General features: G+C 66.5%; 13 protein-coding genes. All 13 read right to left on the minus strand.

Annotated features, from left to right (window positions below; genetic code table 11):
* Positions 1-52: 52 nt before the first annotated feature.
* The 13 genes from AOK23_RS46540 to AOK23_RS03790 all read right to left on the minus strand — a co-directional run bounded on the left by AOK23_RS46540 (position 53) and on the right by AOK23_RS03790 (position 11,035).
* Positions 53-2,143 (minus strand): HEAT repeat domain-containing protein, encoded by a 2,091-nt coding sequence (locus tag AOK23_RS46540; protein WP_107102720.1) that lies wholly within the window; start codon positions 2,141-2,143, stop codon positions 53-55.
* A 1,012-nt stretch (positions 2,144-3,155) separates the two neighbouring features.
* The gene (locus tag AOK23_RS03730) at positions 3,156-3,578 is read right to left on the minus strand and encodes a hypothetical protein (protein ID WP_055711315.1); all 423 of its coding nucleotides are present in this window, start codon (positions 3,576-3,578) and stop codon (positions 3,156-3,158) included.
* Positions 3,579-3,719: 141 nt separating this feature from the next.
* On the minus strand, positions 3,720-4,604 hold the full coding sequence (locus AOK23_RS03735) for a nuclease-related domain-containing protein (RefSeq protein ID WP_055711316.1): 885 nt from the start codon (positions 4,602-4,604) through the stop codon (positions 3,720-3,722).
* 73 nt (positions 4,605-4,677) lie between these two features.
* Positions 4,678-6,051 (minus strand): tyrosine-type recombinase/integrase, encoded by a 1,374-nt coding sequence (locus tag AOK23_RS03740; RefSeq protein WP_055711317.1) that lies wholly within the window; start codon positions 6,049-6,051, stop codon positions 4,678-4,680.
* Positions 6,048-6,218 (minus strand): helix-turn-helix transcriptional regulator, encoded by a 171-nt coding sequence (locus AOK23_RS03745; protein WP_055711333.1) that lies wholly within the window; start codon positions 6,216-6,218, stop codon positions 6,048-6,050. Before AOK23_RS03745 ends, AOK23_RS03740 begins: the two co-directional genes overlap by 4 nt.
* Entirely contained in the window at positions 6,215-7,519 is a 1,305-nt protein-coding gene (locus AOK23_RS03750; RefSeq protein WP_079049272.1) for a replication initiator, read from the minus strand. Before AOK23_RS03750 ends, AOK23_RS03745 begins: the two co-directional genes overlap by 4 nt.
* Before the next feature lie 155 nt (positions 7,520-7,674).
* Positions 7,675-7,920, minus strand: coding sequence for a hypothetical protein (locus AOK23_RS03760; RefSeq protein WP_055711334.1), 246 nt, complete (start codon positions 7,918-7,920; stop codon positions 7,675-7,677).
* Positions 7,921-7,945: 25 nt separating this feature from the next.
* Positions 7,946-8,140, minus strand: a complete 195-nt coding sequence (locus AOK23_RS03765) for a hypothetical protein (protein ID WP_055711320.1) — start codon at positions 8,138-8,140, stop codon at positions 7,946-7,948.
* 24 nt (positions 8,141-8,164) lie between these two features.
* Positions 8,165-8,350 carry a mobile element transfer protein gene (locus AOK23_RS03770; protein WP_013002340.1) on the minus strand — a complete coding sequence of 62 codons (186 nt, stop codon included), beginning with the start codon at positions 8,348-8,350 and terminating at the stop codon, positions 8,165-8,167.
* Positions 8,350-8,532 (minus strand): hypothetical protein, encoded by a 183-nt coding sequence (locus AOK23_RS03775; RefSeq protein WP_055711321.1) that lies wholly within the window; start codon positions 8,530-8,532, stop codon positions 8,350-8,352. The genes AOK23_RS03770 and AOK23_RS03775 overlap by 1 nt, the downstream gene beginning before the upstream one ends.
* Before the next feature lie 20 nt (positions 8,533-8,552).
* Complete coding sequence (locus AOK23_RS03780) at positions 8,553-9,218, minus strand: DUF2637 domain-containing protein (RefSeq protein ID WP_055711322.1); 666 nt, start codon at positions 9,216-9,218, stop codon at positions 8,553-8,555.
* Positions 9,219-9,302: 84 nt separating this feature from the next.
* Entirely contained in the window at positions 9,303-10,679 is a 1,377-nt protein-coding gene (locus tag AOK23_RS03785) for an FtsK/SpoIIIE domain-containing protein (RefSeq protein ID WP_055711323.1), read from the minus strand.
* Complete coding sequence (locus AOK23_RS03790; protein ID WP_055711324.1) at positions 10,679-11,035, minus strand: SCO3933 family regulatory protein; 357 nt, start codon at positions 11,033-11,035, stop codon at positions 10,679-10,681. Before AOK23_RS03790 ends, AOK23_RS03785 begins: the two co-directional genes overlap by 1 nt.
* Positions 11,036-11,083 lie beyond the last annotated feature (48 nt).

Genomic DNA, 11,083 nt, shown 5'->3' on the forward strand with positions numbered 1-11,083 from the left:
CGTCATCGCTCGTTCCGAGCGCATGTAGCCACTATGGGGAAACTGGAAGGCATCAGTGGCGGAACTTCCTTAATGCACGCCTGTCAATACGGACCACTCGCGCCGTGGGCATCTCAAGCCAGTCGTTCAGTACACTTGCAATGATTACCTGGCAGCCCTGATTTACGAGTTGGTTTAGCTGCTCAAACATGATTTTGCGCGCCTCGCGATCAAGATATGCTGCAGGTTCATCGAGAAGAAAAAGTCGATTCGGCCCTTTCTTTTCCTCTATGAGAGAGAACCACCGCTCGATCCAATTTTCCAAGCCGGAAGCTCCATGATTTCGCCCCTGACGTTCGAAGTCAAAATCTGTCAGGTGATAAATGCCTTCTGGAGTGCGATCCTCATTCCAGACCACCTCAAGATTCTGCGCCAACTGGCGACTTACGACAGCAGGACCAGCGCGAAGCGGTGAGTCCGAAATCACTCGAAGCGGCCCCAACAACGCCAAAGCATTGAGCAAGATTGTTTTTCCCGCGCCATTGCTGCCCCAGAGGATAGTGACGCCCGAGTCGAAGTCGATGCCTCGACGCAACCTGTCAATTACAGGGATAGACTCAGGCGCTCCATGGTCACGAGGAACTCGCACCGCGAGAAGGAGATTGCTGCTTTGATCTGTCTGCTGTGGCCTGCCACCGCCGAAATCTTCATGTTTTGCGATCCCCTGCCATGCTGCCCAGCGCACGCTTAGCGAAGCGTCACGGTTCAGCGTGTGAAGGGCGGTACGAGCGATGGCATCGTTCAGCCAGCCATTAACCAGGCTCTCTGCCACGGTCATCCGAACGTACACGTCGTCATCGTGGGCTAGAGCGACGAGAGCATCGCGGGCTACGACGTCGCCTGCCCACCCTTCCGCCAACCCCAGTACCGCTGTCTCCCGGACACTCGCGCCGCTGTCGCGAGTCAGGACGACAAGAGCATCGCGAGCTGCAACCTCGCCTGCCCACCCTTCCGCCAACCCCAGTACCGCTGTCTCCCGGACACTCGCGCCGCTGTCGCGAGTCAGGACGACAAGAGCATCGCGAGCTACAGCCTCGCCTGCCCACCCTTCCGCCAGACTCCGTGCTGTGGTGAGCCGGATATCCGACTGTTCGTCATGGGCTAGCCGCACGAGAGCATCGCGGGTTTCGGGATGCCGGGGCCAATTCTTGAGGAGTGTACGGAGAGCCGTGCCGCGGGTTCTGTCATCCGTGAGCCGAGTGGCCGCCACCAAAATAGCCACCTCATCATCTGGCTGTAGCGGCGTATCGGCCATGATTGTGTGCTGTAGGTCGAGTGTGCTCTGCTCTTCTGCGTCGTTATGCTCTTGAGCTTTTCCTAGGGCAGTTCCAATGTCCACTAGCGCAGGCCGACTTTGGAAGTCTTCCCCCAGTAGCTGAGACGGCAAGGCTAGGCCGTCGGGAAGCGAGGGGATATCCGTAACTTCAGCATGCAAAGCCAAACGCTGCAGATTTCCATGTGCTTGATCCCAAAGGGTTTCCAACAAGCGCCTTCGCTGATTGGCACGGTCAAACTGCACTTCCGCATCCACCTTGTACGACTGCGCTTGGCTTCGTTGCCGCTTCGCCACCTCCTGCACATCTGGCCCATTTGGCCCTCGAACGAGTTGCGTGTCTATATCTGTGATGATGTCCCGCAGCGCGTTAATAATCTGCAGCAGTGTCCCCATCAACACCTGAGTATCACTCAGCGCCCAACGCAATCTGTCTTCGGCACGTTTGGCTCGTTCCAGTTCAAGCTGCATCTGGAGGGTGGCCACAACCGCCTCGGCAGGTACTGACGTCGAGGTGGGATCTTTCGCACGGTTGTTGTGGCGGTTACGGTGCTCGGACATCAGCAGATCTTCCGCTCGTTGACATAACTCGCGGTGATGCTCGGGATGGATGCCGGCAGCGCGACTGGTTATACCAAGGAAAATCCTCAGGAAGCGCTTGGAGGGAAGAGACGAGGAGCCCTTATACAGCCGGTCAAGGTGCGACTTAGAGAAACTCATCCTGCTTACCGGATCGGCTGGTATGGCCACTCCGTCTTCTATCCGCGACTGCTCTTGGCTGGCAAGTTCTTGGAAACGCTCCGAGATGTCACGTGCGCTCAGGCTCGCCATATCGGCTTGAGATTGCAGGAACTGTCCAAGTGTGTCATCAGGTTCAGGCCCGCGCCCTGCTTCCCCTGTCACGCCCTCTTGCCCTCCGATACTGCGGTCCCAAGGTGTCCCAGGAGTGTCCCAGGGACGCCTCCGGGACACGGTTCTCCGTCCCTGTTCAGGCGCCCGAAGTGCTGTGCCCCACACCAGGTTGCCCCTGGTCGCCCCTGCGCCAGTTGGGGACACGGCATCCCCAGCCACATTGTCTCGTCTGCGGCTGATGGGAACCAAGGTTTGCCGCAACTAGACAGAGGAGGGCAACGATTCTTATGTACGTAGACAGCTTTGCACCATCGCTCAGCGACACCTGCTCCGGCCAGAGCACCAGCGTTCAGGACCTGCTGATTGCATCTGTGCCGGAGTTTGTCGGTGGGCTCTTGGTGGCTCTTGTCGCTGCTGTGGTGGCTTGGAGCATCCGGAAACGACGTAAGCACTATGAGTCAGTCGCTACCAGGGGCGATGAGTGCAGTTGACGCGTGCGCAGAGACAGTCTTGGTTTCGGACGTATGCCCGGCGCCTAACTCGCGCGCCGCGGGCAACAGTCGGTGAGAGCCTCGACCTTCGGGCGGATACCGGCGGACCAGGACGCCTCTGCCAGCTTGCACGTTGATCGAGCGCGCGACACACCTCCGACACGCTGCGCGGCCTCGCGTACCTCTCGACAGACTCCGCCGCAGGTCAGGGGGTTCGCGAAGCGTGATAGGCGCAATCTCTCCGGAGCCGTGTGCGCAGGTTCGAATCCTGCCGGGGGCACCTTGCATGAGGTGCCCAAAGACCCCGTCACCAGCGGAAACGCTGAGGCCGGGGTCTTCGTGTTTGTGCAGCCGTATGCCGCCCGGAGCGGCCGTATGTCGAGGTCTGTGGACGAGGCGTGGACGGGATCTTGAAGCATCACGCCAGGTGAGCCCCGCAAATCGATGGGGCTCCCGGGTCAGGCTCAGGGGCCACATCGCAAGTCGGTAGCGGTGCCCTCCTAGTCGGCGGTGACCCCCCAGTAGCCGATGTGTGCGGGCCTGCCATCGAGGTAGAGCACGGTGCAGTTCCCCTGGGCGCGGCCTGGGAAGTCCAACCGCTGGGAGTCGAGAGCGGCGTCCCACTCCTCGTAGGTGGGCCGGCCGTGAGGAGCCCACGCACGCACCTCATCATCGGTCAGCGGCCGCATGAACGGACCGTCGTCGGTGTTCGTGGCCTCGATCATGAGAGGGAAGTCCAGCACGGTTCCCGTGCCACCGGTGAAGATGTACTCATGCCACTCCGGGTCGCTCCATAGTTCCTCGACAGACTGGCCCTCGAAGCCGTGGTTGTCCCGCGCCAGCTCGTCTTCCTGAGCCTGCCGGAACGCGGCCGCCAGATCACGCTGATACGGCCCGGTCTGGGTCCATGCGTCGCCGCCCATACGCGTCCCCTCTCCATTCGAACTCTTTACTCAAGAGCGGAGAGTAAGAGGCGCCACTGACAGGCCTCCCGGGCGACGATCAACCCTTGGGGGTTCCCACAGCTCCCGCGAGGAAGGCCGGGACCTTCTGAGAGAGCCGGCTCAAGCCCGACTCCAAGCCTGACGATGACGAGCGACGCCGTACACCAGCTCAACCTGCTCAGCCGTCAGCACCCCCGAAAGCGGCGCCAGTGCCGCTACCTGACGCTCCTGGTACACGCGCACGTCGAGCTGTGTGGCGACCACTTTCAGATCAGTCACACCGACGAAGACGAGCACTGGCTCCACCGGTACGGGAAAGCCGCAATAGTGCTCAAGTACTCGGGTTACCCGCTTGGCCTCCGCCCGGCTCTTACGTGCGTACGGCGCCGGTTTTCCGTGATTGACCTTCACGGCATCGTCGCCCACCCATACGGCCTTGTTGTGGTGGTGCTTCGTTTTGATGCTGAACACCCCGCCCGGCCCAATCAGCAAGTGATCGACGTCCACGCCGTTGGCCAGGGGGATGGAATGCAGGACCCGCCATCCGCGACGCGCCAAGCGGTCCAGCTCGGCTCCTACTCGCCTCTCCCCCGCCAGGCCCTGACGCCACGTGTGCCACTCCGAGGGACGCCGCAGAAGCCGTGAGAGGACCCGCTCGATGAGACCTGGGCCGGATGTGGTGAGCAGGTCACGCAGGGATTCTCCGGGGCGGTTGGTGGACAGGTCGTCTGCCGGCGTCAGAGGCGGCAGCATCGGGCGGCCTTCAGCTTCAGATGCCTGCGGCAAGACCAGCTTGGGGTGCTTCCGTAAGTGGTGTGTCAGCACGGCGATCACGTCGTCGCGATACTCGTTAACTAAGACGGTGATGTCCCCCGTCCTCACGTCCGCCCAGCCGACAGCGGTTCCACCGGGCAGATTCGCATACAGGCGATCATGTCCGTACCGCTTCCAGCGCGTGACCTTCAGCTCCACGAGCCCCCCTCGTCTGTTCTCGGCTCGAAGCATCGCAGCAGGTAAGGCCTAAAACGAGAGAGGCTCCGGACAAGATGCCCGGAGCCCCGATGAGATGCAGGGTGTCTCACTCGTATTCGCGAAGGAGGTCCTCGATACGCCGGTTGGCAACGTCCTGCCGTCCGTCGAGGCACTTCGCGTAGCGGGTCAGCAGGACCTCAACGCTGTTGCCGGCGCGTTCGGCCACCTCGGTCGGGTCGACCCCCGCGTTGAGCCACGTGGACAGCGCCGAGTGACGGAGGTCGTACGGCCGGCTCGCGAGCGGTGAGGACGCGACGGCCGGCGGGAGTGCGAGGAGCCGGGCTTCCTGCCACACGCGGTAGTACGTCGAGGACGGGACGACCGCGCCCTTCTCGCTGAAGAAGAGCCGTCCATCGTCCGCCGTGCCGAAGGTCGCCAGATGCTCGCGGAGCAGAGCGACGAGGTGAGGCGGTATCGGCACCCGCCTCACGTCCTCAGTCGGCCGGTTCTTCAGCCCGCGGTCGTCGTGGGTCTCCCCCGAGTCGGTCCATTGCTTGCCGACCGAGGGGCGGGTTCGGTGGAGCAGGGCCGAGCCCCAGCCCTGTCCAGGAAGAGACAGGTCCGTTTCGACGAGGCCGACCGCTTCCGCCGGCCGTAGGCCGCCGAAGTACATGGCGGCGAACAGACCCACGAGGCGACGGCCGCGGGCACGCCGGTATCCGCCCACATAGGAGACGGCCGCCAGGAGATTGCGAGCCTGCTCCGGGTTGGCCACGACGCGCGGGTCCACCTGGTTGGAGACCTTCGGTTTCTGCCAGCGGACAGCAGTGACGGGGTTCTCGCGCAGCTCTCCCAGGTCGACCGCATAGTTGGCGGCGTTGACCAGTGTCCGACGCTTGCGCCGCACGGTTTCCGCCGCGGCTGCCGTGCCATCGAGCTTCAGTTTCAGCGAGTCGAGGACAGCGCGGGCCGTGGCGGGCTCAGCAAGATCAGCGAGCGGTCGAGAAGCCTTGGACACCCAGTGGAGAACGTTCCGCACGTCGTCGGGGAGCTCCCGATCAGAGGGGCCCGGCAGTACGAATGCCCAGTTCCGCAGTGCCTTGCGGAGCGCCTCATCAGACGGTCGGCCCGCACGCTCGTCGAGGAGTTCCACGGTGATGCTCGTCAGTGACTCGTTGATGCCATCGCGTGTGTTCGGAGCGGCGTGCGGCCACTTCATCGCCAGATACCTGAGAGCGAAGTCGTACCAGGACACGGTGACTTTCTGCTGCTCCATGGACGCCGGGAGCCCGGATTCCTTGTCGAACTCCTCGCCGTCCCGCATGGCCCGCATCAGCTTCGAGCGGTAGTGATCGGCGAGCGCCTTGGTCCGGAAGCTGTCGGAGAAGACGTTGCCCGCCACAGACCAACGGACACCGTACGAGGGCGTCTTGGTGTCACGCTTCCGAACGCCCCAGACCTTCACGTCGAGAGACTTCATGCCGCCGCCTCCAACTGCCGTAGCCACGTCGTGAAATCACTCCGCCACACCCTCAGCTCACCGTTGGGGAGCTTGAAAGCCGCAGGCCCCAAGCCCAGTTCGCGCCAGCGATAGAACGTCCGCCGAGACACGCCGCCAAGTTCGTCGAGGACCTGCGGGACAGTCATGAGTTCGTCGCGGCGGTGGTCCACGTCGGCTCTCCTTCCGTTCCGGGGGCGGGTTCGAGGGATGTGGCAAGCCAGGCTTCGGTGTCGGTGAGGCCGGTTCCGGCGAAGACCCAGTGCACGAGGACGTACGTCGTGGCGTTCTCACACTCGGGCAACGCGGCAGCCGCTTGAGCGCGGCGCCATTGGGCGCGGGCGTCGCGGAGGGCGCCGAGGGTGGTGGAGTAGCGGCGGGATTTGGTGGAGAAGTGGCCGCGGAAGCCGAACATGTGGGCCCAGGCACGCAAGCGGAGGTGTTCGAGGTCCTTGCGGGCGCCGAGGGCCCAAGCGGCCCGGATGAGGCGGCGGGCATGGTCGCTGATGTCGAGTTGGGCGAGTTCGGCGGCGAACTTCAGCGGCCGGTCGAGAGCTCCCGTGGCGGTTTCGGCGCCCTTGGTGGCGTACTTAGCGATGTAGGCGGCGACCGCGCGTTCGGTCAGTTCCTGGCCGTCGTTGAAGTCGGCGGAGCGGATGGTGCGGACGTCGAGTTGACGGCCGAAGGTGAAGGCGTGGGCGCGGCCGTCGATGACCGGGCCGTCCACGCGGACCTTGGCCGCCGCTGCCCCAATGGCGTCCGTGAGCAGCTCGGCAGTGGCCCAGGCCGGGGGCGGGGTGTCGCCACCGGTGGGACCGTCGAGGCGGATGACCGCGTGGAAGTGGACCGCACCGCGCTTTTGGTACTCGGCGACCTTGGCGAAGGAGACGCGGGCGTGTTCGCGGAAGCGGCGTTGTGACAGGCCGGCGCGCTTGGCGACTTCACGGCGGAGGTAGGTGGAGAAGCGCCGCCACAGTGGTCCGGCGTGGGCATTCCAGAGAACGGCCGCTTCGTAGTCGTAGGTGTCGGGGTCGAGTGGGGTGCCGAGTGTCTCGTCGTCCTGGTCGTGGTGAGTGCCGCAGCGGCAGGGGCGCCCGCTGGAGGGTCGGTTGTGGACCGGGCCGAAGCTCGGGGCGGTGAACGTCGCGAACACGCGCGGGTGTGCGCCGACCTGTTCGGGGGTGCCCTTGCCGCCCCGCAGGCCGGAGGTGATCAGGTGGAAGGTGTCGCGGCGGTAGACCTCTGCGCAGGCCGCGCAGCGGGTGGTGCGGCGGTTGTTGCAGCGGACGAGGAGGTTCCCGGCCGGGAGGTCGGTGGAGTCGAGGTGCTGGAGGACGCGGCCGATCTCGCCGGTGGTGGTGTCGATGTCGTACTTGGTGCGGTGGCCGTCGAGGCGGATCGGGTGGGTGCAGCCGCCGAGTCCGGAGAGCTGGCGGAGGATACCGGGCAGGGTGCCGTGCTCGGCGAGCTTGGTGAGTTCCGGGAGCGGGGGCGGTGTGGTGCGGGTGAAGATGGCGGTCTCCTTCTGACTGGCTCGGTCAGGAGTTGTGGCCCTGGGGCGGCAGATGCTTGGTCGTGTGTGCCGCCCCAGGTGCTTGGCGCGGTTCAGCGCCGGTTGTGCTCGCGGAGCAGGGAGCGCAGGACCACAGCCGCGATGGCGACGGAGATGGCCGAGACGGCGACGGCGGCCAGGAGCGCGGTAAGGACGACACCGCCCATGACCACGGCCGCCACCACGGCGGGGCTGATGTGGACCGCCGGGAGCGTGCGCCGGACGGGTGCCGGGTCGGCCGGGGCGTGGGTGTGCGCGGGCGGCGGTGTGGGGTTGTCGGGGTACTTGGGCAGGAACACGGTCACGATCTCCCTATCTACTCGTCTAGGCATGTAAGCGGTTTATGACGTCCACGCCGGTACGCGTGCCGGACTCGATGGCGGGGGCGAGGAAGGTCTGCGAGAGCCAGAAGCCGAAGAGGGCGATCAGTACGACGACCCAGGTGCGGACGCCGAGGAACTTGACCGCGCCCCAGGCGAAGAGGCCGAGGACTACGACGAGCGGCAGGCTGACGGTCACGGTGTACGGGGTCCTTTCGGTGGATCAGCGGACGGGGCAGCGGTGGGTGCGTGCGGCCAGCTCGGCGGCGGCGCGGCTGTCGTAGTCGGCGGAGAAGCCGCAGCGCGGAGCGGTGCAGGCGGCGGTGTGCTTCTCGCGGCCCCGGCCGTCGTAGGACGTGGCGACCTGGACGGGGCCGATGCGGGTGACGTTGCGGAAGCGGCGGGACATCAGCGGGCGTCCTTTCCGGTGAAGTCGTGGGCGTGGTCGGTGAGCCACTGCTCGATCTCTCGGTGTTCGTTGGGGGTGGCCCGGTTGATTGCGGCTTCGGCGAGGGCCACGGCGTCCACGAGCCGGTTGTCGCGGGTCAGCTCGGCGGAGCGCTCCAGGGCCGACTGGATAAAGGGGCGCATGGTGTTGGTCTCCTCGTCTGTCAGGTGAGTTGGGCGGCGATGGCTTCGGCCATGGGTGTGGGGACGCCGAGGCGGGCGCGGAGGGTGGGGGTGTCGATGGGTGTCCCTGTGCGTGCGTGGTGTTCGGCGGCGACCTTGCGGGAGTGTTCGACGAGGGCGGCCGGGACGGCGACGGCGGGGCGCTCGGGCGGCGGTGGCTCGATGGCGGGTGGAGTCGGAGGCGGTTCCGGCGGTGCCTCCGAGTCGAGGTTCGGGACGACTTCGGGGGCGTCCTCCAGGCCCAAGTAGCCGTCCCCAGGCTCGGCGTCCTCGTCGACCGCGGTCGGTGTGGTGTGGGCGAGGAGGGTTCCGCCGAGGAAGGCGATGGCGGGCCAGCCCGCGACGAGGATGCGCAGCCAGGCCGGTACGTCGTTCATGTCGAGGAGGCCGGCGGTGGCGACGTTGGCGCCGAGGGAGGCGGCGAGGGCGATGACGAACCAGCACCACCCGGCCGCTTTCGCCTCACCGGAGCGCAGTCGGCGCCAGGCGGCGACGAGCAGCAGGTCGACCGAGACGGGGTAGGCCCAGGCTTTCCATCCGTCCTGTCCGGCCGCCAGGGCGATGTCGTGCAGGTGGGCGAAGGACAGCGCGGCGGCGATGAGTGCCTGGACGAGCACCGCGTCGACACGGGCCAGTTGGGCGCGCATGGAGCGGCTCCTTTTCGGGTTCAGGCATGGCAGGGGTCGGGACTTGGCGCGAGACGGTCACGCCGACCGGAGTGGGAGTGCGGCTCAGTCGGTCACCGGGCGCGGCTGCACGACCGGGGCCGGGGACTCGACGGGCCGTGCGGGTACGTAGGGCTGGAACGGCTTGAGCGTGGGCAGGTCGGGCACCAGGTGTGCGTTATCCCGGCAGATCCCGGCGGCGTCGCCGAGGGACAGGTACGGCGTGCGGATGCGGGACCAGCCGCCGGAGGTGTCACCGGCCACGGCCAGGCCGGGCAGCTTGGGAGCGATGGCGCAGGCGGCGAGGACCGCTTCGGGGGCGATGTCGCCGAGGGCCATCTTCGCGGAGGCTTCGTCGTTGACGCGGTGGCAGACCCGGCCGGTGAGCTGGGCCCGGAGCATGGTGGCGCCCTTGCCCAGCTCGGCACCGAAGCGCTGCCCGCAGACTTCCAGGTAGATCCCGGCGGCGCGGCCGAGCTGGGCGAGGCGGATGAGCTGGGTGACCATCTCGTCCCGCCGTTCCTCGTCCTTCTTCGTGGCGACGAGGAAGAGTTCGGCCACCTCGTCGACGAACAGCACGATCGGCACCGGGCGTTCGCCCTCGGGCAGGCCCCAGATGTCGGAGGTGATCTCCTCGTCCGGGGTGTCCGGCGCGATGCCTTGCCGGGCCTTGATCAGGTCGTAGCGGTCCTCCATTTCCTTGACGAGCACGGGCAGCAGGTCGGCCGCCTGTTTCGGGTCGGTGGCGAGGGCGGAGAGCCGGGAGGCGAACGGCGCCAGCTCCACACCCCGCTTGCAGTCGATACCGACCAGCGCGACGGGTTGCCGGGCGAGCCCAGTGATCAGGTGCCGCAGGTACATGGACTTGCCCGACAGCGTGGCGCCGAGGGTGAGCTGATGGGGAATGGTGCGGTAGTCGCGGACGAACGGGGTCGCGTCCTCCCGCAGCGCCACGGGCACCTTGAGGAACTCGGCGGCGGTCTTGCGGGGCATCCGCACGTTGCGCAGCACGTCGAAGCCGACGAGCCGAAGTTCGACCACGCCCGGCTTGACCGTCGTCACGTACACGGCGTGAACGCCCCAGGCGTGCCGCAGCCGTTCGGCCGAGGCGGCGACGTCCGCCGGTTCCTGGCCGGGAGCGAGCCGGAGGCGAAGCCGTAGCCCGGTCGAGGTGGGCCGGATGATCCCCCGGCGAGGCGGTACCGGCCGGACCTCCCGGCGGGTGGTGGCCTTGACGGCGAGGACCCGCAGCCGGGACGGCGCCACGGTCAGCCCGCACGCCTCCATGACCGAGGCGTAGGAGCCGAGGAGCCGGGCGGTCGCTATCGGCAGGCCGACCGTGGGCCAGTACACGCGGGGGTGCTTGGCTCGGGCGTAGGCGGCCCCGCCGCCGAGTACGGCGACAGGACCACCCACCTCCAGAAGTGTCACCAGGTCGCTCATCAGGCGGTGGCCCCCATGGCGGCCGGGAAGGCGGCCGGCGTCACGGCGGCGGCGCGGAAGGCGATGCCGTGACGCTGCTGCCCGTTGAACACCGACTCCCACGGCCGGGCGACCAGCCCCGGCAGCGCGACCGGCGCCCCCAGCGCCAGCCCCTCGGCCACACCGCCTTCAGGCACGGTGACCTTGATCAGCGACGACTCGCCGTCCTCGATGTAGACGACGCCGATCGTCATCAGCGCCTCACCGCTGACGGCGTCCTTGGCGATCTCGCCCGTCTGCCGGTCCCGGACCTTGGGCTCAGGAGCCTCCGTCAGCAGGATCGTCGCGGCCGAGGTCTCAACACGGATGGTACGCAAGGCAACTTCCCCTATCTACTCGTCTAGACAAGATGTGTCCGGCGAGCC

This window comes from Streptomyces torulosus (assembly GCF_001419765.1).
Classification (GTDB): domain Bacteria; phylum Actinomycetota; class Actinomycetes; order Streptomycetales; family Streptomycetaceae; genus Streptomyces; species Streptomyces torulosus.

What these genes read in the sequence shown, in the direction of transcription:
- AOK23_RS03770 (WP_013002340.1), bottom strand. Translation starts at nt 8,350, where the DNA reads ATGTCCCGCCGCTTCCGCAACGTCACCCGCATCGGCCCCGTCCAGGTC.
- AOK23_RS03775 (WP_055711321.1), bottom strand. Translation starts at nt 8,532, where the DNA reads ATGCGCCCCTTTATCCAGTCGGCCCTGGAGCGCTCCGCCGAGCTGACC.
- AOK23_RS03735 (WP_055711316.1), bottom strand. Translation starts at nt 4,604, where the DNA reads ATGCTTCGAGCCGAGAACAGACGAGGGGGGCTCGTGGAGCTGAAGGTC.
- AOK23_RS03785 (WP_055711323.1), bottom strand. Translation starts at nt 10,679, where the DNA reads ATGAGCGACCTGGTGACACTTCTGGAGGTGGGTGGTCCTGTCGCCGTA.
- AOK23_RS03730 (WP_055711315.1), bottom strand. Translation starts at nt 3,578, where the DNA reads ATGGGCGGCGACGCATGGACCCAGACCGGGCCGTATCAGCGTGATCTG.
- AOK23_RS46540 (WP_107102720.1), bottom strand. Translation starts at nt 2,143, where the DNA reads ATGGCGAGCCTGAGCGCACGTGACATCTCGGAGCGTTTCCAAGAACTT.
- AOK23_RS03740 (WP_055711317.1), bottom strand. Translation starts at nt 6,051, where the DNA reads ATGAAGTCTCTCGACGTGAAGGTCTGGGGCGTTCGGAAGCGTGACACC.
- AOK23_RS03745 (WP_055711333.1), bottom strand. Translation starts at nt 6,218, where the DNA reads ATGACTGTCCCGCAGGTCCTCGACGAACTTGGCGGCGTGTCTCGGCGG.
- AOK23_RS03780 (WP_055711322.1), bottom strand. Translation starts at nt 9,218, where the DNA reads ATGCGCGCCCAACTGGCCCGTGTCGACGCGGTGCTCGTCCAGGCACTC.